The sequence below is a fragment of the Novosphingobium sp. GW835-FHT14H07 genome, from assembly GCF_058793515.1.
Genome location: NZ_JBXAFX010000003.1, coordinates 112,793 through 138,878 on the forward strand (window position 1 = coordinate 112,793; position 26,086 = coordinate 138,878).

A 26,086-nucleotide genomic window follows, 5' to 3' on the forward strand; every position below is an offset into this window, starting at 1 on the left:
CGGTGCCTTGTTCCACAGCAGCAGAGCCCGCGCAAGCGGTGTCGCCTAATCGAACCCGCGTGATCTATTACTTGACTCGAAGGCGAGCTTCGTGAAGTCTGCCGGCCTGAAAGCACGGGGCGGGCGATGCCCCGCCGGATCACCTGAGGACCCTGAAATGAAGCCTGCCGCGCGCCTGTCCTGCTCTGCTGCAATGCTTGCGCTCGGCTGTGTCCAGGCACAGGCCAACCCTGTGCAAGCTTCCCGGGATACCGCCGAGGCGCGCGCCGAGCAGGCGCTTTCGCAGATGACGCTGGAGGAGAAGATCCAGCTGCTTCACGGCACGATGCCGCTGTTCATTCCCGTGCCCAAGCGCGCGCCGGGCATGCCGGTTGGCGCAGGCGTCATTGCCGGGATCGAGCGCCTGGGCATCCCGCCCCAGTATGCCACCGACGCCAGCCTTGGCGTTTCCAACATCATGGACATGCGCAAGGGCGATGTTGCCACGGCCCTGCCTTCCGGCCTGTCGCTCGCCTCCACCTGGAACCCGGCGCTGGTGCGCGAGGGCGGGCGGATGATCGGATCGGAAGCCGTGGCCAAGGGCTTCAACGTGATGCTGGCAGGCGGCGTCAATCTGTTGCGGGACCCGCGAGCCGGGCGCAATTTCGAGTATCTTGGCGAAGACCCGCTGCTCGGCGGCGTGCTGGCCGGGGCGCAGATCGAGGGCGTGCAGGCGAACGGCATCATCGCCACGATCAAGCACTTCGCGCTCAACAACCAGGAGATCGGGCGCTCGTCGGCCTCGGTCGAGATGGACGAGGCGGCCATGCGCGAGAGCGACCTGCTGGCCTTCCAGATCGGCATGGAGCGCGGCAATCCGGGCTCGGTCATGTGCTCGTACAACAAGGTTGGCGGCACATATGCCTGCGAGAACCGCTTCCTGCTGACCGACGTGCTGCGGCGCGACTGGGGCTTCAAGGGCTATGTCATGTCGGACTGGGGCGCGGTCCATTCGGCCGAGGCACTGCTGGCCGGGCTGGATCAGCAATCGGGCGAGATGCTTGACCGCAAGCGCTGGTTCTCCACCGAACTGAAGCCGAAGCTGGCTGACGGCAGCATTCCGATCTCGGCAGTCGACATGGCGGCCAAGCGCATCCTCTGGGCGATCTATGCCAAGGGCGTGGACAAGACCGTGATCGCGCCCAGGGCCATCGATTATGCCCGCAATGGGGAAGTTGCGCTGCAGGCCGCACGCGAAGGCACGGTGCTGCTGCGCAACGAGGGCGGCATCCTGCCGCTGGCGGCTTCGGTCCGCTCCATTGTGGTGATCGGCGGCAAGGCCGATCTTGGCGTGCCATCGGGCGGGGGATCGAGCCAGGTCGTGCCGGTCGGCGGGTTCCGCGCGGTGGAGAAGATCGAGAGCGGGCCTGCCGCCACCTTCGCCCGCCGTGCGTGGGGCGGCACGCCGCCGCTTGAGGCGCTGCGCCGCACATTTGGCAAGGCGCAGGTGACGTACGTTGACGGCAGCGATGCGAAAGTGGCAGCAGACGCGGCCCAGGCCGCCGATGTCGCCGTGGTCTTCGCCACGAAGTTCGCGACCGAAGCCGAGGACCAGCCCGACCTGGCGCTCGATGGCCGGCAGGATGCGCTGATCGATGCCGTGGCCAGCGCCAATCCGCGCACGGTGGTGGTGCTGGAGACCGGCAACCCGGTAACGATGCCTTGGCTGGCCAAGGTGCCGGCGGTGCTCGCCGCGTGGTATCCCGGCCAGCGCGGCGGCGATGCGATTGCCGAAATCCTGTCCGGCAAGACCAATCCCTCGGGTCGCCTGCCGGTGACCTTCCCGGTAAGTGTGGATCAGTTGCCCAATCCCGTCCTGCCCGGATCGGACTTGCCGCCGCCGTCCAAGGAGGACAAGGCCACCTATGGGCTGCAGACCAACAGCCCGCCGTTCACGATCACTTATCCCGAAGGTTCCGACGCCGGCTATCGCTGGTTCGACCGGAAGGGCGAGAAGCCCCTGTTCGCGTTCGGCCACGGCCTGTCCTACACGACGTTCCGCTATTCGGCGCTCAGGGCCAAGGCCGGGCGCACCGTCAGCGTCAGCTTCACCGTTACCAATTCCGGCGCGCGCGAAGGCGCCGACGTGCCACAGGTCTATGTCTCGTTGCCCGGCAAGGCGCGGCGCCTGATCGGGTGGGACAAGCCGGTGCTGAAGCCGGGGGAAAGCCGGACAGTGACGATCACGGCCGACCCGCGCCTGCTCGCCAGTTTTGACGTGGCCCGACAGCGCTGGGTGGTGAAGCCGGGCAGAGTGAAGATCGAGGTGGCCCGCTCTGCCGGTGACCCGGTGCTGGCCACGCAGGTTTCGCTGGCCGCGCAGACGATCAAGCCCTGATGCCAAGAGCAAAGATTCCGGGAGAAAGACGATGAAGGTCAACCGGCGCGAAGCCATTGCCTTGGGCATTGCCGGCGGCGGTGCAACCGCGCTCCCGCTGCGGGCGCTTGCCGCAGCTGAACCGGCACAGGTCGAAGGCCTGCGTGTGTGCGGTCTGGAAAGCCCGCTGGCGCTGGGCGATGCACCACCGAGGTTTTCGTGGAAGCTGGGCGGCGCGGAGCGTGCAGGGCAGGTCGCTTACCGGATCAGCGTGGCGCGAAGTCCGGACGACCTCGCTGCTGGCCGCAACCTGGTCTGGGACAGCGGGCGCGTGGCAGGCACTTCGGCGGTCGACATTGCCTATGGCGGGCCGGCCCTGCCCTCGCGCAGCCGGGTGTGGTGGCAGGTGGAAAGCTGGACCAGGGGCAGCCGCACGCCGCTGCGCAGCAAGCCGGCAATGTGGGAAACCGGCCTTGCCCCGGCAGACTGGCAGGCCGAATGGATCGCCAGCGAAACGCTGGTCGCCAAGGCCGATCGCGAAGCCGGGCTGCACTGGATTTCAGGGCCGGACAAGCAGAACGTGGGCCAGACCCGCGCATTCCGCTGGACCTTTGACCATCCCGGCGGTGCGGCAGAGTTCTGCGCCACGCTGCACGAATTGACCGGCGTGTGGATCAATGGCGAACCTACGCCCGCGCCGCGCGATGGCCCAGCGCGTCACACCGAGATGGCAGTCTGGCCGATCATCCTGAAGAAGGGCCGAAATGTCATCGCCATCGAAGGGCGGCGCGTCGGCAGCTTTGGCCAGCCGCCTTGCGTGGTGGCGGCCTTGCTGCGCCATGGCGAAGGCCTGATCCAGCGAATGACTTCGGCCAGCCCCGGCTGGAAGACCATGGTGGCGGCGCCCCCCGGCTGGCATCTGCCCACGTCCGATGACACGGCATGGCCCGCAGCCGAACCGGCCAAGGGCAGCCTCCCCATTGGCGAGCCCTGGCCGCTCACGCCTGCCAGCCGCCTGCGCCATGGCTTCACCATCGACAGGCCAATCCGCGCCGCGCGCCTCCATGCCACGGCACTGGGCATCTACCAGCCATGGATCAACGGCGCGCCGCTGGCCGACCGCAAGCTCGCGCCCGAATTTACCGATCCTTCGAAGCGGGTGCTTTACCAGACTTATGACGTCACCGCGCTGCTCAAGCCCGGTGCCAACATGCTCGGCATGGTGGTCGGCGATGGCTGGTACGGTTCGCGCTTCAGCACTTCGGCCCGCTTTGCCTTCGGGCCTGCGCCATGCCGCATGCTGTGCCAGCTCGAGATCGAGCATGACGACGGCTCGCGCACCGTGATCGGCAGTGGCGATGGCTGGGAGATCGCAGACTCGGCCGTACTCGAACATTCGCTGTACGATGGAGAGATCCACGATGCGCGGGGTGAACAGCCCGGCTGGGCTGGCGTCGGCGGCGCTACTGCAGGGTGGCGTCCGGCCAGTGTGGTGGCTGCTCCCGCGATCCCGGTTCAACCACAGCGCTGCCCGCCGATCCGCATTCGCGAGACGCTGCAACCGAAGAGCGTCAAGCGCCTGGGGCCTGGGCATTATCAGCTCGACTACGGACAGAACTTTGCCGGCTTCCCGCGCCTGACCGTGAGTGCCCCTGCCGGCACGCGCATCGAGATGCGCTTTGCCGAGATCCTCAAGGCCGACGGCACGATCGACCAGGCCAACCTGCGCACCGCCAAGGCGCGGGACATCTACATTGCCGCCGGGCGCGGGCGCGAGGTCTACGAGCCGCGCTTTACCTATCACGGCTATCGCCATGTCGAGATCACCGGTGTGCCCGATGATCAGACGGCGTGGAACCTTGAAGGTCTGGTGGCGCATCAGGACCTGCCACTGACCGCCGAGTTGCGCGTCGGCGATCCGGTGATCCAGCAGTTCTGGCGCAATTCGGTGTGGAGCCAGAAGGCCAACTTCTATGGCCTGCCGACCGACTGCCCGCAGCGCGACGAGCGGTTGGGCTGGATGGGCGATGCCGCCGTGTTCTGGCCAGCGGCGGCATGGAACATGGACGTTGCCGCCTTCACCGCCCGCGTGATGGAGGACGCGCGCGTCTCGCAAAGCGCCAAGGGCGCCTTCCCCGACTGCATCCCGCCGTTCGTGCCGACGATGAAGCTGTCCTCGCCGGGCTGGGCCGATGCGGGCGTGATCCTGCCGCACACCTCGTGGATGCAGAACGGCGATACCGGCGTGATCCGCGCCAACTGGCAGGCGATGGAAGCCTACATGGCGTGGATCGAGGCGGCCAACCCTGACCATGTCTGGCGCAAGCAGCGCGGCGCGGACTATGGCGACTGGCTCTCGGTCGATGCGCCGACGGCCAACCCGGGCGCGGCGACCACGCCCAGGGACCTGCTCTCCACCGCCTATTGGGCGCAGGATGCGACGATGATGGCGGCGATGGCCGGGGCGATCGGCAACGCAGAGGCTGCCGCAAAGTATCGCAGCCTGTTCGAGGCGATCCGCAGCGCATTCAACACCGCCTTCGTCGTCGAAGGGAAGGTTGGTAATGGCAGCCAGACCGGCATCGTCGTGGCGATCCGCTTCGGCCTGCTTTCGCCCGAAGCCATGCGCGCAGCGGGCGCGGCGCTGGCGGCGGACATTGCGCGGCGCGGCAACCACCTGTCCACCGGCTTCCTCGGCACGCCGCACATCCTCGATGCGCTGGCCATGGCCGGGCAGGAGGCAACTGCGATCACCCTGCTCACCCAGCGCAGCTATCCGTCATGGGGCTATATGGTGGAGCAGGGCGCGACGAGCATGTGGGAACGCTGGAACAGCGACCAGGGCGATGCCAGCATGAACAGCCGCAATCATTATGCCTTCGGCGCAATCGGCGATTTCCTGTTTCGCCGCATCGCCGGCATCGCGCCTGCGACGCCCGGCTTCGGCAAGGTCCGCATTGCACCGATCATGAGCGAAGTGCTGGGCACTGGCGGCGCGACCTACCACAGCGTGCGCGGCACGATCCGCACCGACTGGACGGCCAAGGGCGGCAGGTTCCGGCTCGATGTAGAGCTTCCCGGCGGCGTGGAGGGTGAGGTCGTGCTGTCCGATGGCCACAAAACCCGCGCGATGGCGGGGCCGAACCGGTTTTCGGGCAAGCTCTGAGGTGGATCAGGCGAAGACGCTTTGCCTGATCCAGTCCACGCTTGTCACGGTCGACGCGAGTCGGCTTTGCCCCAGCACTTGCGACCAGTAGCCCTCCGAACCATCTGCGAGGCGCCATTCGTGCAGGCGGCGGGTGAGGAGCTGGAGGTCGTATTCCTCGCTGATGCCAATGGCGCCGTGAACCGCATGAGCGGTGGCAGCGATGCGCGGGGCGGCCGACGACGTGGCGATCTTGGCCGTGGCCGCGGCGGCGAGCGGCAAGTTCAGACCATGCGAAGCGCCAAGCTGCGCGGCGATGCGGCAGGCGATCATGTCCTCGGCCATCAGCGCCAGCATCTGCTGCAGCGACTGCTGGCGGCCGATGGGCTTGCCGAACTGCACCCGCTCGGATGCATAGGCGGTGGTCACGTCGCACAGGCGGGCGGCGGCACCGGCGATCAGCGCAGCGCGCAGCACGGCGGCAATGGCGCGCAGGCCGGATGCAGAGCGGGGCAGACTCCTGCCTTCGGGCTTGCCGGAAATGCGTGCAGCCAATGAATTGGTGACGCCGGTCGGCGCGGGCGAAAGCTGCGCCATGTCGCACAGCACCAGCGCATTGCCGCAATCGACCAGCGCCGCTTGCGCCACCAGTCCGCACGGCACCGGCTGCGCCAGCGAGGTGACAAGCACGACCGGCCCATCGGGCGCAGCAATCCCGCTTTTGGCCAACAGCGCGCGGGCTACCATGGTTTCGGCCACGGGCAGCGGCACGGCGCGGGCCCCGAGTGCCTCGATCAGCGGTTCGATATCGGCAAGACTCAGGCCCGCGCCGCCGTGTTCATCGGCAACCAGCGCATCGAGGAAGCCTGACTCTGCGATCTCTCTCCACAGAGCGTCGGCAGAGCCACCGTGTTCGATGGCACGGACCACTGCCGGGCTCGCTGCCGCATCGAGCATGCGGACGAAGGGTTCGAGCAGTTCGTTGATGTCCATCTGTTTCTCTCCCCTCACCGCAGGCCCATGCCGCGCGCGATGATCCCGCGCAGGATCTCGCGCGTGCCGCCGCGCAGGCTGAAGCTCGGCGCGATGTGCGTGACGTAGAGCAGCGTGCGATACAGCTCCTCGCTCACCGCCTCATCGGGGTGCGCGGCGAGATCGTCGCCGATCACCACCGGCAATTCCTGTTCGAAGCCAGTGCCGCGATCCTTGACGATGCTCGCTTCGACCACCGGGCTTTCCCCCGCCACCAATCGCGCCGTGCAGGCAATCGACATGGCGCGCAGCGTGGCAAGCTCGGCAGTCAGCCGCCCGACCAGCGCGGCGCAATCGCTGCGACCCACCGCCTGCAGGTGCCGTATCCACGCATCCAAAAGCACGGCGCTGGAATAGATGCGTTCCGGCCCGGAGCGTTCGAACGCCAGTTCGGCGACGACCTGCTTCCAGCCCTCACCCTCTGCCCCCACCAGCGCATCCTCGCCGAGTTCGACGTTCTCGAAGAACACTTCGGCAAAGTGCGCATCGCCCGTAAGATCGACGATGGGCCGTACCGTGACGCCGGGTGCCTTCAGGTCGATGATCAATTGCGAAAGCCCCGCCTGCCGGTCTGCCGAAGTGCCGGAAGTGCGGACCAGCGCGATCATGTAGTCCGAATGCATGGCATTGGTGGTCCAGATCTTCTGGCCGTTGACCACCCAGCCCCCGCCGCTGCGGTCGGCCCGCGTGCGCACGCTGGCAAGGTCCGAGCCCGAGCCCGGCTCGCTCATGCCGATGCAGAACAGCTGTTCGCCCCGGCAGATCGCGGGAATGTGCCTGCGGCGCTGCGCCTTGGTGCCGAAGTTCAGGAGCAGTGGCGCGCTCTGCCGGTCGGCGATCCAGTGCGCGGCGACCGGTGCTCCGGCGCAGAGCAATTCCTCGACCACCACGAAGCGCGCAAATGGGCCCTTGCCGTGGCCACCGTATTCCTTGGGCAGCGTGAGGCCGAGGAAACCCGCCTGCCCCAGTGCGCGGCTGAATTCGGCGCTGAAGCCCTGCCACGACCGCGCGCGGCGATCCATCGGGATGCCGGCAATGTGCTGTTCAATGAAGGTGCGGATGGCAGGCCGCAGCGCTTCGTCTTCGGGTGGCAACTGGGCAAGCGTCAGGGTATCGAACACGGAAAGGCGGCTCCTGTCCCGGGCGGCGCATCATGGCGCCGCTCTCAAGGGCAAAGCGATGCGCCCGGAGGCACTCTGCATCAAATATTTATTTTGCCGGGTTCGATAGTGATTGCATATCAGGCCTTCTCACAGGCCAGGGCGGCGCGCACGAAATTCCGTGCCAGAACAGATGGCTCGTCGGCCCGCGCGATGCCCATCGCGATCGGCACCGGGTCTGACAGGGTGACGATGCGCACCCCCTCCCCGGCAAAGCGCGCGCTGCGGCCGGGGATCAGCGCCACGCCAAGCCCGGCTTCGACAAGGCTGAGGATGGTCTGCACCTGCACCGCCTCCTGCGCGACGCGCGGGGTGAACCCGGCACGATGGCAGGCGAGCCGGATCGTGGCATGGAGCACGCTGACCGGGCTGTAGATGATGAAGCTGCGATCAGCCAAGGCGCCAAGATCAAGTGTCTTGCGCCGCGCCAGCACGTCGCTTGCAGGCAGCACCGCAACCAGTTCATCGGTCTCGATCACGTCGATAGCCACGGGCGCGGAGTCCATCACCGGCAGGCGCACCAGCCCCACGTCCAGGCGGCGCGCAGCAATGGCCCGGACGATCTCGACGCTGTTCATCTCCTCCAGCGCGAGCTCGACCTCCGGGTAGGCGTGGCGAAAGGGGGAGACGATGCGCGGCAGCAATTCTCCGATGGCCGAGCCGATAAAGCCGATCGACAGACGGCCGCGCAGGCCCGCCGCGCCCTGGCGCACGGCCTCGCGCACTTTCTCGGCCGCCGCCAGAGCCTCGCGCGCCGGGGCAACCGCGGCAAGGCCTGCCGTCGTCAAGCGCACGCCACGCGGATCGCGCTCGAACAGGGCGACGCCAAGGTCTTCCTCAAGCTTGCGAATGGCGACCGTCAGCGGTGGCTGCGAGATGTGCAGGCGCTCTGCCGCGCGGTGAAAGTTCAGCGTTTCGGCAAGGGCGTTGAAATAGCGCAGCTGGCGCAAGTCCACGATACATACTCACTATCGAATGTGGAAAATTCAATATTAGCCCGAAAGGACGGGGTAGCCTAGCTGTTTCAGCCAACCAAAAGCCCATGGAGAGAGCGCGATGTCCGAAACCCCCTTCCTGCTGGTCGAACGCGATGGCCCGGTGGTCATCGCCACGCTCAATCGCCCGGACACCCGCAACGCCATTTCGGAAACCGCGCACAGCGAGGAGATCGCGCAGTTCTGTGCAGACGTGACCCGCGATGCTTCGGTGCGTGCGGTAGTGCTGACCGGGGCGGGCAAGGCCTTCTGCGCGGGCGGCAATGTCAAGCACATGGCCGAGAAGACCGGCATGTTCGGCGGCTCGCCGTTCTCGATCCGCAACCAGTATCGCACCGGCATCCAGTTGATCCCGACGGCGCTTTACGATCTGGAAGTGCCGGTCGTTGCCGCTGTCAACGGCCCGGCGATCGGGGCGGGCCTTGACCTCGCCTGCATGACCGATATCCGCATCGCTTCGGACAAGGCTCTGTTCGCGGAAAGCTTCGTAAAGCTCGGCATCGTGCCGGGAGATGGCGGGGCGTGGCTGCTGCCGCGCGTGATCGGCATGGCCCGCGCCAGCCTGATGACGCTGACCGGCGACACCATCGACGCCGCCAAGGCACTGGAGTACGGCCTGGTCAGCGAAGTCGTGGCGCCTGACCGGCTCCTGCCGCGTGCCCTCGAAGTCGCCCACTCGATCGCCGCCAACCCCGGCCATGCCACCCGCATGGCCAAGCGCCTGCTGCGCGAAGGGCAGGACATGAAGCTGGCCCCGCTGCTCGAGCTTTCGGCCGCTTACCAGGCGCTGGCCCATCACACCCATGACCACCACGAGGCGGTCAGTGCCTTCCTCGAAAAGCGCAAGCCGGAGTTGAAGGGCGAGTGAGCGAACCGCAGGTTGCCGGCCCGCTTGCCGGGATTACCGTCCTCGATCTTTCGCGCGTGCTGGCGGGGCCGTGGTGTTCACAGGTTCTGGGCGACCTTGGCGCCGACGTGATCAAGGTCGAACAGCCGGGACAGGGCGACGACACGCGCAAGTGGGGGCCACCGTTCCTTGACGACGGCAGCCGCGATGCCGCCTATTACCTCTGTGCCAACCGCAACAAGCGTTCGGTTGCGATCGACATGGCCGAGCCTGCAGGCGCCGAACTGATCCGCCGGTTCGCCGCGCAGGCCGACGTGGTGATCGAGAACTTCCGCGTCGGCGGCCTTGCCAAGTACGGGCTCGATTATGAGTCCCTGCGCGAGGTCAAGCCGGACCTGATCTACCTTTCGATCACCGGCTTCGGCCAGACCGGCCCCTTGCGCAACAACGGGGGATACGACTTCCTCGTCCAGGGCATGAGCGGCCTGATGAGCGTGACCGGCCTGCCCGATGGCGAGCCGGGCGGCGGGCCGATGAAGGTCGGCATCCCGATCAGTGACCTGACGACCGGGCTCTACGCCGCAATTTCGGTGCTGGCGGCATTGAACCACCGCCATGCCACCGGCGAGGGCCAGCGGATCGACCTTGCCCTGCTCGATACGCAAGTGGCACTGCTCGCCAATCAGGCGTCGAACTGGATGAACGGCGGCATGGTGCCGCGCCGCATGGGCAACCAGCACCCCAATACCGTGCCATATCAGGACTTTGCGTGTTCGGACGGCAGCGTGCTCGTCGCACTCGGCAATGATCGGCAGTTCCGCGCCTTCACCGCGCTGATCGGCCTGCCTGACCTCGCTGACGACGAGCGCTTTGCGATCAGCGCTGGCCGTAGCGTCAACCGCGAAGCCCTGCTCGCGCAATTGCGCCCGGCCATCGCCCGGTGGAAATCGGCTGAACTGATCGCGGCGATGGAAGCGGCGGGGCTGCCCGGCGGCAAGGTGAACGAGATTCCCGAAGTGCTGGAGCACCCGCAGATCGAAGCGCGCGGGCTGGTGCACGAGATGGCGCGATCCGACGGGACGCCGGTCAAGGTGCTTGGCTTCCCGGCCCAGCTTTCGGCCTCGCCCGCAACATATCGCCACGCCCCGCCACGCTCGGGCGAAGATACCGTCGCCGTGCTCAGCGAAAGACTGGGGCTCGGCAAGGACGAGATCGAACGCCTGCTGGCGGCTGGCGTGATTGCGGAGACATTGTGATGCAGGGTGCAAACTACATCGACGGTCGCTGGGTGGACGGCGCAACGCCGTTCACCACGCAGAATCCGTCCGACCTTGATGAGACCGTGGGCAGCTATACCAAGGTTGGGGAGGCCGAAGTGCGCGAGGCCATGGCGGCGGCGCGCCGGGCGCAGCCAGCATGGGCCGCGTTCAACATGCAGGCGCGGGCCGATATCCTCTACCGCATTGCCGAACTGCTGAAGGCGCGCGCGCCGGAGATCGGCAAGCTGCTCAGCCGCGAGGAAGGCAAGACCCTGCCCGAAAGCATAGGCGAGGCCCTGCGCGCCGCACAGTGCTTCCAGGCCGCGGCCGGCGACGTGATCCGCGCGCAGGGCGAATGGTACAATTCGATGCGCGATGGCTTCAACGTGCTGGTCACGCGCGAACCGCTGGGCGTCATCGCCGCGATCACCCCGTGGAACTTCCCGATCGCGCTCCCTTCATGGAAGATCGCAGGCGCGCTCGCCTATGGCAATGCGGTGGTGCTCAAGCCCAGCAGCTTCGTACCCGGCTGCGCGGTGATGCTGGCGCAGATCATCGAAGACGCGGGCGTTCCGGCGGGCGTGTTCAACCTCGTCATGGGTGATGGCCGCGCTACCGGCAACGTGATGATCGACGAGGCCGATGGCCTGACCTTCACCGGCGGCACCGCCACGGGCCGCGCCGTGCTGACCCGCGCCGCCGAGACGATGACCAAGTGTCAGCTCGAACTCGGCGGCAAGAATGCGCTCGTCGTGCTCGACGATGCCGACCTTGATCTCGCGGTCGAGATCGCCAGCAACGGCGCCTGGATCCAGACCGGGCAGCGCTGCACCGGGACCGAGCGCCTGATCGTGACGCGAGGCATCCACGATGTCTTTGTCGAGCGCATGGCCAAGGTGGCGGGCAGCTACCGCGTCGGCCATGCGCTCGATCCCGAGACCCAGATCGGCCCGGTCGCCAACGTGCAGCAGTTCAACGAGAACCTGCAGTTCGTGATCGATGCGCAGGCCGAAGGCGCGGAGCTTGCCGCAGGTGGCGGTGCCGTGGAAGCGCGCACGCGGGGCCTCTACATGGCCCCGACGCTGCTGACCGGCACCAGGGCCGAATGGCGCTGCAACCAGCACGAATCCTTCGGGCCGATTGCTTCGGTGATCAAGGTCGAGGACCTCGACGAGGCGATCCACGCTGCCAATGCCTGCGAATACAAGCTGTCATCCGGCATCGCCACGACCAGCCTCAAGAGTGCGGAACGCTTCCGCAAGGCGTCGAAGGCCGGCATGGTCATGGTCAACGCGCCGACGGCGGGCCTCGAATACCACGTCCCGCTCGGCGGGCGTTCGCCCTCTGGCTACGGCGCGCGCGAGACCGGCTCCACGGCCGCGGAATTCTTCACCGAGAGCAAGACCAGCTACATCAATCACGGCGCCGTCTGAGCGCTGTCGGAGAGAGATATGACGACTGTTGCATACATCGGCCTTGGCGCGATGGGCCTGCCACTGGCCATGCATCTGGTGCGCAAGGGTTTTGACGTCATCGCCTATGACATCGACCCGACCCGCGCCGACGAGATCGTGGCATTGGGCGGGCGCAAGGCGGGCTCTGTGGCCGAAGCCGCGAGGGATGTCGAGGTGGTGATCACCTGCCTGCCCGCGACGCCCCATGTGGAGGCCGTGGTGCTCGGCCCCGATGGCGCACTGGCTCAGATGAAGCCCGGCACGCTGCTGCTCGACATGTCGACCATCGATGCCAACGGCACCGACCGCGTCGCCAGGGCCTGTGCCGAAAAGGGCGTGGCCTTCGTCGACAGCCCGATCGGCCGCCTCGTGCTCCATGCCGAGCGCGGGGAATCGCTGTTCATGGTGGGCGCGAGCGACGAGGACTTCGCCCGCGTCGAGCCGCTGCTCAATGCCATGGGCAAGGACATCATGCGCTGCGGCGGGCAGGGCATGGGCAGCCGGATGAAGCTGGTGAACAACTTCCTGCTGCTGACCATCGCCGAAGTCAGCGCCGAAGCCGTCGCGCTCGGCACGCGTCTTGGCCTAGATATCGAGACGATCCTGAAGGTCACCGGCAGCACAACGGCGCAGAACGGCCAGTTGCACACGCTGATGGTCAACAAGGTGCTGAAGGGCGATACCACCCCCGGCTTCACCATCGACCTTGCCTTCAAGGACATGACCCTGGCGATGACGGCTGCGGCGGAATACCGCATGGGCCTGCCGGTCGGCGCGGCCGCTCACGCCGTCTATGGCGGAGCCCGCGCCGTGCCGGAATTCGCGAAGAAGGATTATTCGGCTCTGCTCGAATGGGCCTGCCGCAACGCCGCGGTGGAAACCCCGCGCACAAGCTGAAGTCAGCCGGAAGAGCAGCGCGCCGAAAGGCGCGCCGCTGCCGTGCCTCTCAATCCGCCGCGATCTGGCGGGCGATGTCCGGCATGACCGGCGGGGTCTGCTCCTGCATGAAACGGATGCGCCCGCCAAGGGCCTGCTCGCTCATCTCGGGCTGGCTGTGCACCCAGAACCTGTTTTCTGCCATCTGTTCGAGGAACAGGCGGCAGCCCTCGTCGAGGTCCATGCCGTAGTCGCGCATCATCTCGAACATCGCGCGGCGGTGGCCGCTGGCGTTGGCCGGTTCCCCCTCGCCGCCTTCCGCATTGAAGATGTTGGTGCGCATCATGCCGGGGATGATCGCCGATACGTGGATCGGCAGCTTCTTCAATTCCATCTCGAGATAGAGGCATTCGCTGAACGCCTGCACCGCGTGCTTGGTGACGATATAGGCGGTCTGCGCGGGCATCTGTCCGAAGGCGCCAACGGAGGAAAGGTTGCCGATCCAAGCTTCCTTGCCGCTGGCGATGATGCGGGGGACGAAGGCCCGCACGCCGTGGATCACCCCATGGAGGTTGATGTTCAGCGCAGCTTCCCAGCGCGCCGTGGGCACTTCCCAGGTGTAGCCGACGGTCTCGATACCCGCGTTGTTGATCAGCAGGCGCACTTCGCCATGCCGGGCGAATACCAGTTCGGCGAGGCGATCGAGCTCTTCGGGAATCGACACGTCGACCTTTTCGGCTTCGGCCTTCCCGCCGACCGCCTTGATCGCGGCGACAGTTTCAGCGGCGGCGGCCTCGTTGATGTCGGTCACCACCACGGTCATGCCGAGCGCGCCGGCGCGACGGGCGAGCCCTGCGCCAATGCCGGAACCGGCACCGGTTACGACGGCCACGCCGCCTGCAAATACGTCCTTGTCCAAGGCCATGAACTTACTCTCCGCTGCGGATCAATGGGCCAGCATCTGCACGTTTTCGCACAGCGCGCCTTCGGGATCGGTCGCGAATACCACGCGCACGCCGTGATCAGCCTCCTCGCGAATGGGGCCGACCAGCTTGCCGCCGTTCGCCGTGATCTTTTCGACAAGTGCGTCGAGATCCTCGACCACGAAGCCGAGGATGACCTGCTGGTCGCGGGGAGCAGCGCGCTCGGTAAAGTTGAACATGACCAGCGAGCCCTTGGTCCAGTCACCCCCCGGAGCGAGGATCACTTCGCGGAACGGCTCGCCATCGCTTGAGCCAGCCACCCTCTGGACAATGCCGTAGCCGTAGACCGCCACGTAGTAGGAGGCCATCGCCTCTTCATCGCGGCAGATCAGCTTCGTGAAGCCGGAAATTGCGGTCATCGTATCGTTCTCCCGTTCGCGCTGCGCGATGTCGTGACTGGCCTTGCGAGCCGGCCTCTCAGACATTCCGCAAGGAAAGTGAATCAGCACTCACTATCATTGATTATCGTAGCCTCTTCGCGCATATGTTACGCAATGACAAGCCGAAAGGCCGGAAGGAACAAGCCTGATGCGCAGCTATGATGTTGAAAACGGGGTCGTGGATCTGGGCCGGATCAAGCTCGACGTGCCCGATACGATCAGCGAGGAGGCCAAGGCCTATCTGCGCTTCGATCCCAACCAGCAGATGCCCGAGGACGCGCCCCCGGTGCCGATGTGGCTGATGCGCGAACCGCTGGCGCCGATGTTCGAGTGGCTGAACCAGCAGGCGTTGGAAGCCTATCCCTGCACGGTCGAGGAGACCGCGATCGACGGCGTGCGCTGCCATCGCATTGCGCCCAGGGACGGCGTGCGCCATGCTGGCAAGCTTCTGATCAACCTGCACGGTGGCGGCTTCGTCATGGGTTCGGGCTCGCTGGTGGAAGCCATCCCGATTGCTGCCGAAACCGGGTGCGAAGTCATCGCCGTCGATTATCGTCTTGCGCCCGAGCACCCCTTCCCCGCGGCCGTGGACGACATCGTCGCGGTCTATCGCGATGCGCTGAAGACCCATGCGGCAAGTGACGTGATCCTGTTCGGCACCTCGGCTGGCGGCTTCCTCACGGCCATGGCGATCATGCGGTTCAAGAAGGAAGGGCTTCCACTACCGGCTGCCTGCGGCGTGTTCACCGCCGGCGGCGACGTGACGCAGCTGGGCGATACCTTCAACTACCTGACGCTGTCGGGCTTCTACGGCCACGTCGGCGCAAAGCTGGACGATCCGCTGTGCGAACGCGGTGTCTTTGTTGGAGCGGCGGACCGCAACGATCCGCTGCTGACCCCGATCAAGGGCGACCTTTCGGACTTCCCGCCGACGCTGCTGGTCACCGGTACGCGCGATGCGGTGCTGAGTTCGGCGGCCATGTTCCACCGTGCCTTGCGCAAGGCCGGGCGCGATGCCGACCTTCACGTGTTCGAGGCCATGCCGCACGGCTTCTGGTTCAGCGTGGCTCTGCCGGAATCGCGCGAGGCAATCGACCTCATGGCGCGCTTCTTCGAACGCCACCTGGGCATCGGCGCAACATAGATCAGCTGCGCCGACAAGAACCGCGACTTACAGGAAGAAGTCGCGGTTCTCGGCGCCCATCAGCACGCTGGCATAGTTGCGCGCAAAGCCGACCGGATTGTTGGCAACATGCGCGCGCGACATGCGCACGTCATGCCACAGATCCTGGAAATCGCTGCCGAGATAGACCGAGCGGCCACCGGCCACGTCCATCAGCAGGTCCATCGCCTCGATGCAGCGATCAGCCACGAGGCTGGCCTGATAACGATAGCGGACGCGGTCCTCGATGGTCGGCTTCCAGCCCGCCCTTTCCATCGCCTCGAAGTTGCTGACCATCACCGTCAGGCATTCCTCGGCAAGGTTGGAGGCCCGGGCGATGCGTTCCAGCACATCAGGGTCGGCGGCGGACTTGGTCATGTCGGTGGAGCTGAGGCCGACGCGATCCCTGAACAGCGCGATGGCATGGCGCACTGCACCTATCGCGGCGGTGTTGACCACGCGAATGAACACTTGCGCCCATGGCAGGTCATAGACGCCGCTGCCCTGATGGTGGACCGAATTGAACCCGTCCATCTGCTTGTGGCTGCGGCGCTCGGGCACGAAAACCGGTGTGTCGATCACGATATCGTTGGAGCCGGTGCCCTGCAGGCCCATGGTGTGCCAGGTATCGTCGATGCGGTAATCGCCGGCGGGCACGAGGAAGGTGCGATGGCCCTCTTCGGCCACCATCCCGCCCAGCAGCACCCAGTTGCAGTGCAGGCTCCCGCTCGACCAGCCCCAACGGCCCGACAGCAGGAAGCCGCCTTCGGTGCGCTGCACTTTCGCGCCCACCGGATTGTAGGAACTGGAGATCATGGCGTCCGGGCCATCGGCGAAAACCTCGGCCTGTGTCTCAGGGGCCATCATCGCGATCTGGTAGTTGTGAACCGCGACGATCCCCAGCGCCCAGGCGGTGCTCATGTCGCGTTCGGCAATGGCGATCTGGTCGAGGAAGAAGTCCTGCGGCGTCCCTTCGCGTCCGCCGTGGCTGGCGGGGGTAAAGTGGCGGAAGAAGCCCTCTTGCCGCAGTGCTTCCACGACCTTGTCGGAAATGCGCCGCGCCTTGCGCCCTTCTTCGGCATGAGCCGCGACGAGATCGAGCGTGGCTGCTGAGATCGACATTTAATACCCCTCGACACCTAGTGCGTAGCCATGTGAATCTTATGATACGCATTTTGCGCCTTGCAAAGCATCTAGACAAAACTTTGCCGCAAAAACACTGGTGAAATTGTCTATTTGCACCAAAGTGCAGCGCATCTACGCCGCACACCCGTCTACGACACAGGGGCCGCCTTGCGAGCGGCCCCTGCAGATTTCGCCAAGCGCGACAGGCAATTACCAGTTGAACTTCAGCGTGGCGCCGAATTCGCGCGGGTTGGTCAGGCTGACCTGCCGGAAGCCCGAATTGAAGGTGCCTGCAATCAGGGAATCCACCGTCCCGTTGCCGAGGCCACGGTTGGTGATGCGCCGCTGGTCGAGCAGGTTGCGGGCGAACACGTCGAACTCCCATTTGCCGTCGTCGGTGCGCACGCCCAGGAACATGTTGAGCAGTTCGCGCGACTGATAGGTGTACTGCGCCCGCTCTGAATCAAAGCCCGGACGATAGGTGAACAGGGCGCGCACGAACGGCGTCACCGAGCCCATCGGCAGGCGCAGTTCGGTGTTGGCAGTCAGACTGAAGTCCGGAACTTCGGCGAGGCGACCATTGGCCACGCAATAGCTGACATTGCCCGTGCCGGTAACCTTTGGCGTGCCGTTGCGGTTGGGGACGCCGGTGCCGGCAAAGTCGGTGCACGGCACGCGGGCATTGTCGAACCGCGCCTTTGTGTATGCGGCCGACACGCCCAGGTCCCAGTTGTCCGAAACGCGCCCGTCGAACGAGGCTTCGACGCCCTTGATCGTGGCATCGGCATTGTAGTTGAAGTCAAAGAACCCGGTGGCCGGCTGGTTCGCGGGAGCGTTGTAATAGATGTCGGTGAACCGCGACAGGAAGTTGTCGATCTTCTGGTAATAGCCCGAAAGCGAATAGCTGACGCGGCGATCGAACATCGTGCCCTTGATCCCGCCCTCGAACGAATCGCTCTTTTCCGGATTGGTGCGGATCAGGTCGTTGGAAATTCCGGCCGGCACGGCAACGCCCGTGCTGCCGGCGCGGAACGAGTGGCCATAGGCGGCAAACACGTTGAGGTTCGGCGTGATCTCGTAGGAGATATTCACGCCGCCCGTCACCGGCTTGTTGGTATTGCGCTGCAGGGCCGGCGGGATGATCTCGGTCGGGCCGCTATTGACGGCGCCGCTCAGCGTCAGTTGTGTGGTCTGAACGCTCTTGATGATCGAATAGCGCACGCCACCCTCGATCGACAGCGGGCCGGAGCGGTAGCGCAGGTTGGCGTTGAACGACCAGGTCTGGTTGTTGACCGGCACGTTGACGCGCGTTGCGATGCCCAGCGTGTTGGGCAGCGTGAACGGCGTGAAGCCGGGGATCGGCAAACCGATCGCGGCGAATGGCAGGTTGACTTGCGCATTAGGGCTTACCGCATACCAGAACTGCGATGCATCCTGGTTGACCACGGTCGTGCCGGTCTGCTTCGTGTAGAACGCGCCAAGACCCCAGCCAAGACCTTCGCTGTTGTTCGAGGTCAGGCGCAATTCGGCCGTGTCGACCTTGTAGGGCGTCACCACATCGGAATACTGCACATAGCCCGGCAGCGCATTGGTCACATCAAGATCGCGCTGGATGTCGAGCCTGCTGAACTGGTGCGCCCCCACGAAGGCGATTGTCGCGGGCCCGAGATCGTAGTCAAGGTTGAGGTTGACGATGTGCGACTTGTTGATGTTGCGGAAGGCACCATCCTGCACCGAGGCATAATCGTCCGTGGTCAGCGCCGGGCCCGACCGCGCAGTCGTATCGGGCACGAACACACCGGCGAGCAGCGCCGGAAGATCGCCCACACCCGGAACCGGAATCGTGAAATACTGGCTGTAGGGCGTATTGCCCGCGCCGATGACCTGCTGGAACTGGCGGTTGTCGGCTTCGAGGTACTGATAGGTCAGGTAGCCGGTGAAGTTGTCGGTCGGCTTCCAGCCCAGCGTGATGCGCGCGCTTTCGGTGGTGCTCTTCGAGCGTTCCTTGCGGGTCACGTTATAGACGTGGTTGAGGCGGTTGCCGTCGACCAGCGCGGCAACGCGGATCGCGAACGTGTCGGAGAACGGCAGCGAGGCCCCCATCTGCGCGTTGTAGCCCGCACGGGTCGTGCCGGTGATCTGCGCGTAGCCCTCAGGCTTTTCGAAGCTGGGGCGACGCGTGGCGATGGTGATCGCGCCAGCCGGCGCCGAAAGGCCGCGCAGCAGCCCCTGGGGCCCGCGAAGCACTTCGATCTGCTGCACGTCATAGATCGCGGTGTAGACCGTCTGTGCGTCGGTCGGGATCTCGTTGAGGTAGACCTGCACCGCGGGCGAGGTGCCCTGATCGGGGTCGAATGAAATGCCGCGCAGCGTCGTGGTGTTGTTGCGGCCGCTGACATTGGTCAGTTCAAGGCCGGGAGCGAGTTGCTGCACGTCCTTGACGTCGAAGATCTTGAACTTCTCGAGCTGTTCGCCGGTGGCCACGTTCACCGTCATCGCCACGTCCTGCAGTTTCTGCGACTGGCGGGTGGCGGTAACGATGATCTCGTTGCTCGGCGCTTCCTCTGCCGCCTGCGGCGCGGCGTCGGCCGGCTCGGCCGCCATGGCTGCACCTGGCAGCAGCATCGCGATTGCACTGGCGCCGAGCAGCAGCGCGAACCTGGTGTTGTCGGACTTCATGTTTCCTCCCCTCGTTGGCCGAAAGAGCGAGGTGGCCCCGCCTGCGTTTCGCGCCTGCATTTGTGCCGATCGCTCGGTCCGATTCCGGCGGGATCGTGCGGTGACTTCAGGGGAGCGATAGCGCGCCTACCGTCCATCGTGCTGGACCGGCCCATGCGCCCAAGATCAGACTCACTCCCCCTCGGTCCTTGCATTCAATCACGCCGAAGTTAGTCTTAACTAACAAAAGATGCCGGGTGCGTCAAATCAGATTCGCTCAATAGCGATCTTATTCGGTCGTAATTGGCCTGCGGCGGGGGATTTGCGTAAGAATGCGCCATTTTCGCAACGCAATAACCAAAGGGCGAAAGCGCCTTACCGCGCACCCGCTACAGTCGCTCGCCTGAGTCCCCGGGGCTCAATCCATGTCGGGCCAGACTTGCGCGAAGAACGGATTGGCGGCCCTGTTCGCATCGTAGCTGTCCTGATCGACCATGCAGGTCGGACACCAGTGGCCGCCCTTGAGGTAGAGCCGGGGCGTCATCGTGAAGTCATGGCCCATGGCGCAGCGGATTTGCGTCGGCTCGTCGGCACCGCCCATCGCACCAACATGCTTGCCGCCCCGGAACGCGACGGCAGACTTGAGATCGTCGCCGGTCCAGTCCTGCTCGTGCTTCTCGCTGTCATAACCGTGGTCGAGCAGCGAGACCTCGCGCGAGGGCTGGCGGAACTCGAAGTCGGCCCAGGTGCGCGGCAGCCGCTCCCACGCCTCGCGCGATCCGAAATAGGCATCGATGTGCTCGCGGTCGTCATTCGCGATCCAGTTGAGAGTGCCCCCCGGGCCCTTGGCCAGCTTCTCCATCCGGCTGCGCCCCGCGCCCGGAAACCACCGGGCGACAAGCCGCACCGGCACCGGCATGCTGGCGACCATCGCCTGTGCCCAGTCCTCCAGCGTCTCGGAGCGGAACGGCACCATCTCCTCGAGCCGATCCGAATCCGCATACCACTGGCCATGGAAGTTGCGCGTCGCCGACCAGTGCGGGCGAAAGCTGGCGAAGGCATCCTTCTGCCCCAGCGCGCGTGCGGTGATGCGGGCGAACTCGTGATTGGTGACCCGCAGCTTATCCCCGCCGCCGATGTTGTAGAAGCGCTTCCAGAACGTCTCGGGCACGGCATCCTCGCAGGCATTCGCCGCAAGCCGGGCCGAATCGCCCACCGTCACCCATTCGAACACGCCGTTGAACGGGTTGTGGAAAATGATCGGGTCGAAGATCTTCCAGATGCCCGGATGCGCAATGCCGGTCTGGCGCAGCGAGACCCAGCGCTTCAGCCCGCTTTGCGCGACGATGGCTTCAGCCTGGGTCTTGCTCACTGCGTACTGGTCGAACCGGCTGATCTTGATCGGATCGCCCGTGCGGCCCCAGTGGACCGGCGCATTGCGGTGCCCCGTCTGCGCCACCGTGCCGATATAGACGAGGGCCGTAGTCTCTGCCTGCCCTGCCGCCTTGATCGCCTCGACGATGTTGCGCGCCCCGCCGACATTCACCTTCATGGTCAGTTCGGGGAACTGGTCGGCAAGGGGCGAGACCATGCCGCCGATGTGCAGCACCTGATCCACGCCGTCGATACCGCGGCGCATGTCCTGCGCGCTGGTCAGATCGCCGCTGAGCCACTCCACCGCCGGATGCTTTGCGAACCGCTTCACCACCGGGTGGCCCTGCTCCTCCGGCCGCACCAATGCGCGGACCCGGAAGCGGTCTGCCCTGCCCGCCAGTTCGGCAAGGGTCGCGCTGCCCATGTTGCCGGTCGCACCGGTCAGGAAGATCGTCTTCTTGGTGGAAATCGCCACGTCGGGCTGCCTCGCTGGTTATAATCGTCCTCATAAGTTCGATTAAATCAAGCTGGCAGTCAACCGCTTGCACAGACCTCTTTGCCAATTCCGAATTATGATGTAAGTGCCCACTTATCAAAACGGAGAGGCGAGATGAACGCGATTCTGGCTGAGCGCACCAACTTTACACCACTGGCCAATGGCCCGGACCTTGCCCGCGCGCTCGATGAAGCGAACGTGCCGACCCTGCTTGCGGCCTATGTCCATCTCTCGCACGATACCGATCTGCTCGAACAGTTCGCGCCCCATATCCGGCCCGCGTTCTCCTATCCTCCGACGGAAATTCCCGACGAGCTGGCCGACGCGCTGCGTCTCAAGCTGCGGCACCTGCTCACCACCGGCGAAGGCCTCGCCAGCAGCGAACCCTCGGACGCGCTCGTCCAGCGCATAATGTCGGTGACCGTCGGCGAACCGGTGGACACCGAGTTCGTCGACCTGGTGAACGACCAGTGCGGCTTCCGTCCCTGGATAGACCGCAGCAAGCTGCCCGATCGTCCTGCCCCCGAGGCCGGCTTCAAGGTGCTCGTCATCGGCGCGGGCATGACCGGCATGGCCGCCGCCACCAAGCTGCGCGAGGCGGGCTATGAATTCGTCGTGATCGAGAAGAACCCCGAAGTCGGCGGCACCTGGTACGAAAACCGCTACCCCGGCGTCGGCGTCGATACGCCCAGCCACTTCTACAGCTTCAGCTGGGAAATCTGGCCCGATTGGCAGCACTACCACCCCCACGGCGCCGACATGCAGCGCTACATGACGGGCGTTGCCGACAAGTACGACCTGCGCCGCGACATCCGCTTCAACACCACGGTCGAAAAGCTGGTCTGGGACGAGAAGTCCTGCACCTGGACCGTCACTGTCCGCCGTACCGATGGCCAGACAGAAGACCTTGTCGTCAACGCGGTGATCAACGGCCACGGTCCGGTCAACCGCCCGAAGATGCCGGACATCCCGGGCCTGTCCGGCTTCAAGGGCCCCGTCGTCCACACCGCCGCCTATCCCGCCGATCTCGACCTGAAGGGCAAGCGCGTCGCCGTGATCGGCACCGGAGCCAGCTCGGCCCAGCTCTGCGGCGCGATCGCGCCCGAGGTGGCCGAACTCACCGTCTATCAGCGCACCAAGCACTGGGTGCTCTACAATCCGGAAATCGCCCACGAGGTGAGCGAGGGGATGAAGTGGGCGCTGGCCAACATCCCAACCTTCAAGGAATGGTTCCGCTTCCGCGTCTACTGGGCTGCGGCCGACGGACTGTTCTCGAACGTGCTCAAGGACCCGGCGTGGGAAGGCAACATGCTGGCCGTCTCCGAAGGCAACGAGATGACGCGCCAGTACGCGCTCGGCTACATGCAGCAGCGCTTTGCCGACCGGCCCGACCTGATCGAGAAGCTCACCCCCGATTTCCCGATCTTCTCCAAGCGCATTATCCTCGACAATGGCTGGTTCGATGCGCTCGCCCGCCCCAACGTCCACCTGGAAACGCAGGGCATCGCCCGCATCCTGCCAAATGGCATCGAGGCGAAAGACGGCTCGGTGTTCGAGTGCGACGTGATCATCTGCGCCACCGGTTTCAACGTCGCGCAGATGGTCGGCAACCTTGTGATCAGGGGCGAAGGCGGGCGTGAACTGGGCGAGGAATGGGGTGCGGAAGACCCGCGCAGCTACCTTGGCATGTGCGTCCCGGGCTATCCCAACTACTTCCACACCGTTGGCCCCAACAGCGCGCCCAATCACGCCGCCGGCCAGAACCTTATCTCCGAAGCGCAGGTCAACTGGATCATCGAGGCGCTCGATCGCATCACCGAAGCCGGCGCCCGCGCCTTCGAGGTGGAGCAGGACGCATTCGATGCCTGGAACCGCAAGGTGGACGAGCGCATGCCGCAGATGATCTGGACCCACCCGCGCGCCAATTCCTACTACAACAACTCGAAAGGCCGTGTCTTCCTGTCGTGGCCCTGGCGCCTGGTCGATTTCTTCAACGCCACCCGCCGCCCGGAACCGGGCTGCTATCGCCTGATCGATTGAGACCGCCAACCCGGTTCCATGCATCTCTCTTGCGCGGGACCGGGGTTTCGCCCTAGTCGGGATGCGTGACCAAACGCACCCGCCTCCCCGCGAAAGACCGCAAGGCGCTCATTCTCGCCAACGCCCGCGCAATTTTCGCGCAGAGTGGCTATGAAGCGGCGCGCACGCAGGAGATTGCCAAGCGGTCGGGCGTATCCGAAGCGCTGATGTACCGGCACTTCCCCTCGAAAGAGGCGCTCTACCGCGCCGTCCTGCGCGAAGTGATCCGCGAACAGGATGCCAGCTACGAGATCCTCGGGCTTCAGGAACTCAACGGGCGGGCGCTGGTCCGCAATCTCCATGCCTATTTCAGCCTCGTCATCGGGCCGTCCCAGGTGCGCTTCAAGGAAGGCTTCCGCCTGCTGCTTGCCAGCCTGATCGGCGACGCGCGGTTTGCCACGCTGGTCTATCGCCGCGCGCACCGGTTGATGAATCATCGCCTCACCGCCGCCTTGCGCCAGGCGCGCGACGCTGGCGAGGTGGTGGGCCGGGAAATCTCGGTCGCCAACACCTCGCTGTTCACCGAACACGTCGGCACCGTGCTCAACGTGCTGGCTTCGAACGTCGAACGCTCGCCCTACCACGGCAACACCGAGGACCTCATCCGCGACGCCGTATGGTTCTGCTGCCGCGGGGTGGGCTTCACCGACGAAGCGATCGAGCGCCACCTGCGCGATTGAGCGCTGCCGAAAGGGCTACGCCGGCATTCAGGCGCGCATCAGCGAGCCGCCGTTGACATCGAAGATCCCGCCATTGATCCAGCGCCCGTCCTGCGACAGCAGCATGGCGACGACGCCGGCATGGTCTTCGGATGTACCGAGGCGCGTGTGGGGGGTGCGGGCCATGTAGTAGTCCGCCCACTTCCTGGCCTCCTCGGCATTCGCGTCCATCTGCGCCTTCATCTCGCCCGTGACGGTGAAGCCGGGCGCGAGGACATTGGCCGTGACCCCATCCTTTCCCCAGCGTGCCGCGACATGGCGCATCAATGCGTTAAGTCCGGCCTTGGCCATGGCATAGCAGGGACGTGTTGGCTCGGCGCCGTGGGCAGCGCCCGAACTGGTATAGACAATCGCGCCCTCCCCACTGGCAACGAGGTGAGGCAGGACTGCGCGGGTACACAGCAGGTGGCCCCGCAGGTTTACCGCGATAGTGCGATCGAAGGTGGCGAGGTCGATCGCCAAGGCATCGGAATCTTCCATGATCACGCGCAGGTCGGCCGCGTTGATATGCGCTCCATCAAGCCCGCCGAACCGATCCACCGCGGCCGCGGTCGCCTGCTGGACGGAGGCTTCGTCAGCGATGTCGACATGGACGGCGAATGTGGCGCCACCGGCTTCCTCGGCAACCTTCGTCGCACCGGCGATGTTGATATCTGCTGCGCATACCTGCGCGCCCTCCTCGGCAAGGCGGCGAACGGTGGCTGCGCCAATGCCCGTCGCACTGCCGAAAACGATGATGCGGCGGCCGGCAAGTCGGTTGGTCATGATCGTCCCTTCTTCACGTCAATCGAGTGCTCATCAGGGGCCAGAGCCCACGCCATACGCATGACAGGATGCGCAAAGGTGAAGCATGCCTCGCCGACTTGCCAGGAATGCGTAGACATATACCCATCATGGTGCGTAAAGGAACTAAGTTTTTACTCACCATCCTCGTGAACTGCCATGGCCTTGCGCTGGCCGGGCATGCGGGTTACCAACCACATTGACAGCGCTATCTAATTGGGGTCCAAAAGGATCGACGGCGCGGGGAGAGCGATATTGCGCAAAGTGCTGAAGGTGCTCGGCCTGCTGTTGCTTGCGGCCGCGGTAGTCATGGCGATCCTGGCGTGGCGCAACTGGGACCTGATCCAGCGCGTGTTCCTGGGCGGTGTCAAAGTCTATGAGACGGTCCCGCCGCAAATTCCCGCCAACATTCCGCGCCCCGCCGTGCTGGTCTTCTCGAAGACCAATGCCTTTCGCCATGAAGAGGCGATTCCCGCTGCTGCGAAAATGTTCGACGCGCTGGCCCGGCAGAATGGCTGGGGCCTCTACCAGACGGAGAACGGAGCGGCCTTCAGCCCCGAGATCCTGTCCCGCTTCGATGCCGTGGTGTTCTCCAACGTCACCGGCGACGTCTTCACGCCCGAACAGCGCGCTGCGTTCAAGGCCTATCTCGAAAATGGCGGTGGCTATGTCGGGATCCACGGCGCGGGCGACAATTCGCACAAGGCGTGGGATTGGTATGTCACCTCGGTGATCGGCACGAACTTCATCGGCCATCCGATGGACCCGCAGTTCCAGAGCGCTGCCGTCAACGTCGAAACCCATGCGCACCCTTCGACCGCGTCATTGCCTGACAGGTTCGATCATGTCGACGAATGGTATTCCTTCGACAAGTCGCCGCGCGGCATCCCCGGGCTGACCGTTCTCGCCACGATCGACGAGGGCAGCTACAAGCCGGGTTCGTTCATGGGCACCGAACTTGCCATGGGCAAGGACCATCCCGTGGCGTGGTGGCGATGCATTGGCCAAGGGCGCGTGTTCTACGCTGCGGCAGGCCACACTGCACAGACTTACGACGATCCCCAGTACCGCCAGTTCCTTACGGGTGCGGTACAGTGGGCGATGAAGCGCGCCGGCAGCGGCTGCGGCAGCGATGCCGCCAGCGCCGCCGGGCCCGCGCAAAGCAAGCAACCGAAATAGAGCAACCACAGGAACGGGCGGGGA

At 65.3% G+C, this 26,086-nt stretch carries 19 protein-coding genes; 10 read left to right on the plus strand and 9 right to left on the minus strand.

Annotated features, from left to right (window positions below):
- Positions 1-157: 157 nt before the first annotated feature.
- Together AC1Q5P_RS04135 and AC1Q5P_RS04140 are read left to right on the plus strand one after the other, a co-directional pair.
- The gene (locus AC1Q5P_RS04135; RefSeq protein WP_492518209.1) at positions 158-2,377 is read left to right on the plus strand and encodes a glycoside hydrolase family 3 C-terminal domain-containing protein; all 2,220 of its coding nucleotides are present in this window, start codon (positions 158-160) and stop codon (positions 2,375-2,377) included.
- 31 nt (positions 2,378-2,408) lie between these two features.
- Positions 2,409-5,522 (plus strand): family 78 glycoside hydrolase catalytic domain, encoded by a 3,114-nt coding sequence (locus tag AC1Q5P_RS04140; protein ID WP_492518210.1) that lies wholly within the window; start codon positions 2,409-2,411, stop codon positions 5,520-5,522.
- A 6-nt stretch (positions 5,523-5,528) separates the two neighbouring features.
- On the opposite strand, the gene AC1Q5P_RS04145 is transcribed toward AC1Q5P_RS04140, so the two are convergent.
- From AC1Q5P_RS04145 to AC1Q5P_RS04155, 3 genes are all read right to left on the minus strand, one after another.
- Positions 5,529-6,494, minus strand: coding sequence for an acyl-CoA dehydrogenase family protein (locus AC1Q5P_RS04145; protein ID WP_492518211.1), 966 nt, complete (start codon positions 6,492-6,494; stop codon positions 5,529-5,531).
- A 14-nt stretch (positions 6,495-6,508) separates the two neighbouring features.
- Positions 6,509-7,654: an acyl-CoA dehydrogenase family protein gene (locus tag AC1Q5P_RS04150; RefSeq protein WP_492518212.1), complete on the minus strand. Its 1,146-nt coding sequence runs from the start codon at positions 7,652-7,654 to the stop codon at positions 6,509-6,511.
- A gap of 119 nt (positions 7,655-7,773) precedes the next feature.
- Entirely contained in the window at positions 7,774-8,649 is an 876-nt protein-coding gene (locus AC1Q5P_RS04155; RefSeq protein WP_492518213.1) for a LysR family transcriptional regulator, read from the minus strand.
- A gap of 100 nt (positions 8,650-8,749) precedes the next feature.
- Between AC1Q5P_RS04155 and AC1Q5P_RS04160 the strand changes: the two genes are divergently transcribed.
- The 4 genes from AC1Q5P_RS04160 to AC1Q5P_RS04175 are packed head-to-tail and all read left to right on the plus strand — an operon-like array spanning position 8,750 to position 13,145.
- Complete coding sequence (locus AC1Q5P_RS04160; RefSeq protein WP_492518214.1) at positions 8,750-9,556, plus strand: crotonase/enoyl-CoA hydratase family protein; 807 nt, start codon at positions 8,750-8,752, stop codon at positions 9,554-9,556.
- A complete protein-coding gene (locus tag AC1Q5P_RS04165) occupies positions 9,553-10,791 on the plus strand; it encodes a CaiB/BaiF CoA transferase family protein (RefSeq protein ID WP_492518215.1) in 1,239 nt (412 codons plus the stop codon). The genes AC1Q5P_RS04160 and AC1Q5P_RS04165 overlap by 4 nt, the downstream gene beginning before the upstream one ends.
- Positions 10,791-12,227: an aldehyde dehydrogenase family protein gene (locus AC1Q5P_RS04170; protein ID WP_492518216.1), complete on the plus strand. Its 1,437-nt coding sequence runs from the start codon at positions 10,791-10,793 to the stop codon at positions 12,225-12,227. The genes AC1Q5P_RS04165 and AC1Q5P_RS04170 overlap by 1 nt, the downstream gene beginning before the upstream one ends.
- Positions 12,228-12,245: 18 nt before the next feature.
- Positions 12,246-13,145 carry an NAD(P)-dependent oxidoreductase gene (locus AC1Q5P_RS04175; protein WP_492518217.1) on the plus strand — a complete coding sequence of 300 codons (900 nt, stop codon included), beginning with the start codon at positions 12,246-12,248 and terminating at the stop codon, positions 13,143-13,145.
- Between the two features lie 49 nt (positions 13,146-13,194).
- Here the strand turns inward: AC1Q5P_RS04175 and AC1Q5P_RS04180 are convergent, their stop codons facing one another.
- Both AC1Q5P_RS04180 and AC1Q5P_RS04185 read right to left on the minus strand, forming a co-directional pair.
- On the minus strand, positions 13,195-14,049 hold the full coding sequence (locus AC1Q5P_RS04180; protein ID WP_492518218.1) for an SDR family NAD(P)-dependent oxidoreductase: 855 nt from the start codon (positions 14,047-14,049) through the stop codon (positions 13,195-13,197).
- A 21-nt stretch (positions 14,050-14,070) separates the two neighbouring features.
- Positions 14,071-14,532, minus strand: coding sequence for a VOC family protein (locus AC1Q5P_RS04185; RefSeq protein WP_492518219.1), 462 nt, complete (start codon positions 14,530-14,532; stop codon positions 14,071-14,073).
- A 103-nt stretch (positions 14,533-14,635) separates the two neighbouring features.
- Here AC1Q5P_RS04185 and AC1Q5P_RS04190 point away from each other — a divergent pair, with 103 nt between their 5' ends.
- Positions 14,636-15,631: an alpha/beta hydrolase gene (locus AC1Q5P_RS04190; RefSeq protein ID WP_492518220.1), complete on the plus strand. Its 996-nt coding sequence runs from the start codon at positions 14,636-14,638 to the stop codon at positions 15,629-15,631.
- A gap of 27 nt (positions 15,632-15,658) precedes the next feature.
- Here AC1Q5P_RS04190 and AC1Q5P_RS04195 read toward each other — a convergent pair whose 3' ends face one another.
- From AC1Q5P_RS04195 to AC1Q5P_RS04205, 3 genes are all read right to left on the minus strand, one after another.
- On the minus strand, positions 15,659-16,771 hold the full coding sequence (locus AC1Q5P_RS04195; RefSeq protein WP_062343338.1) for an acyl-CoA dehydrogenase family protein: 1,113 nt from the start codon (positions 16,769-16,771) through the stop codon (positions 15,659-15,661).
- Positions 16,772-16,984: 213 nt separating this feature from the next.
- The gene (locus AC1Q5P_RS04200; protein WP_492518221.1) at positions 16,985-19,453 is read right to left on the minus strand and encodes a TonB-dependent receptor; all 2,469 of its coding nucleotides are present in this window, start codon (positions 19,451-19,453) and stop codon (positions 16,985-16,987) included.
- Positions 19,454-19,850: 397 nt separating this feature from the next.
- Complete coding sequence (locus AC1Q5P_RS04205) at positions 19,851-21,281, minus strand: NAD-dependent epimerase/dehydratase family protein (RefSeq protein ID WP_492518222.1); 1,431 nt, start codon at positions 21,279-21,281, stop codon at positions 19,851-19,853.
- Between the two features lie 135 nt (positions 21,282-21,416).
- Here AC1Q5P_RS04205 and AC1Q5P_RS04210 point away from each other — a divergent pair, with 135 nt between their 5' ends.
- Together AC1Q5P_RS04210 and AC1Q5P_RS04215 are read left to right on the plus strand one after the other, a co-directional pair.
- Complete coding sequence (locus AC1Q5P_RS04210) at positions 21,417-23,342, plus strand: flavin-containing monooxygenase (protein WP_492518223.1); 1,926 nt, start codon at positions 21,417-21,419, stop codon at positions 23,340-23,342.
- Positions 23,343-23,407: 65 nt separating this feature from the next.
- Positions 23,408-24,061: a TetR/AcrR family transcriptional regulator gene (locus AC1Q5P_RS04215; RefSeq protein ID WP_039334487.1), complete on the plus strand. Its 654-nt coding sequence runs from the start codon at positions 23,408-23,410 to the stop codon at positions 24,059-24,061.
- Positions 24,062-24,088: 27 nt separating this feature from the next.
- Here the strand turns inward: AC1Q5P_RS04215 and AC1Q5P_RS04220 are convergent, their stop codons facing one another.
- The gene (locus tag AC1Q5P_RS04220; protein WP_492518224.1) at positions 24,089-24,865 is read right to left on the minus strand and encodes an SDR family NAD(P)-dependent oxidoreductase; all 777 of its coding nucleotides are present in this window, start codon (positions 24,863-24,865) and stop codon (positions 24,089-24,091) included.
- Positions 24,866-25,147: 282 nt separating this feature from the next.
- Between AC1Q5P_RS04220 and AC1Q5P_RS04225 the strand changes: the two genes are divergently transcribed.
- Positions 25,148-26,062 carry a ThuA domain-containing protein gene (locus AC1Q5P_RS04225; protein ID WP_492518301.1) on the plus strand — a complete coding sequence of 305 codons (915 nt, stop codon included), beginning with the start codon at positions 25,148-25,150 and terminating at the stop codon, positions 26,060-26,062.
- The last annotated feature ends 24 nt before the right edge of the window (positions 26,063-26,086 follow it).

Excerpts from the sequence above, each read along its gene's own strand:
- AC1Q5P_RS04135 (WP_492518209.1), top strand. The coding sequence starts at position 158 with ATGAAGCCTGCCGCGCGCCTGTCCTGCTCTGCTGCAATGCTTGCGCTC.
- AC1Q5P_RS04140 (WP_492518210.1), top strand. The coding sequence starts at position 2,409 with ATGAAGGTCAACCGGCGCGAAGCCATTGCCTTGGGCATTGCCGGCGGC.
- AC1Q5P_RS04145 (WP_492518211.1), bottom strand. The coding sequence starts at position 6,494 with ATGGACATCAACGAACTGCTCGAACCCTTCGTCCGCATGCTCGATGCG.
- AC1Q5P_RS04160 (WP_492518214.1), top strand. The coding sequence starts at position 8,750 with ATGTCCGAAACCCCCTTCCTGCTGGTCGAACGCGATGGCCCGGTGGTC.
- AC1Q5P_RS04170 (WP_492518216.1), top strand. The coding sequence starts at position 10,791 with ATGCAGGGTGCAAACTACATCGACGGTCGCTGGGTGGACGGCGCAACG.
- AC1Q5P_RS04175 (WP_492518217.1), top strand. The coding sequence starts at position 12,246 with ATGACGACTGTTGCATACATCGGCCTTGGCGCGATGGGCCTGCCACTG.
- AC1Q5P_RS04180 (WP_492518218.1), bottom strand. The coding sequence starts at position 14,049 with ATGGCCTTGGACAAGGACGTATTTGCAGGCGGCGTGGCCGTCGTAACC.
- AC1Q5P_RS04185 (WP_492518219.1), bottom strand. The coding sequence starts at position 14,532 with ATGTCTGAGAGGCCGGCTCGCAAGGCCAGTCACGACATCGCGCAGCGC.
- AC1Q5P_RS04190 (WP_492518220.1), top strand. The coding sequence starts at position 14,636 with ATGCGCAGCTATGATGTTGAAAACGGGGTCGTGGATCTGGGCCGGATC.
- AC1Q5P_RS04195 (WP_062343338.1), bottom strand. The coding sequence starts at position 16,771 with ATGTCGATCTCAGCAGCCACGCTCGATCTCGTCGCGGCTCATGCCGAA.
- AC1Q5P_RS04200 (WP_492518221.1), bottom strand. The coding sequence starts at position 19,453 with ATGAAGTCCGACAACACCAGGTTCGCGCTGCTGCTCGGCGCCAGTGCA.
- AC1Q5P_RS04210 (WP_492518223.1), top strand. The coding sequence starts at position 21,417 with ATGAACGCGATTCTGGCTGAGCGCACCAACTTTACACCACTGGCCAAT.
- AC1Q5P_RS04220 (WP_492518224.1), bottom strand. The coding sequence starts at position 24,865 with ATGACCAACCGACTTGCCGGCCGCCGCATCATCGTTTTCGGCAGTGCG.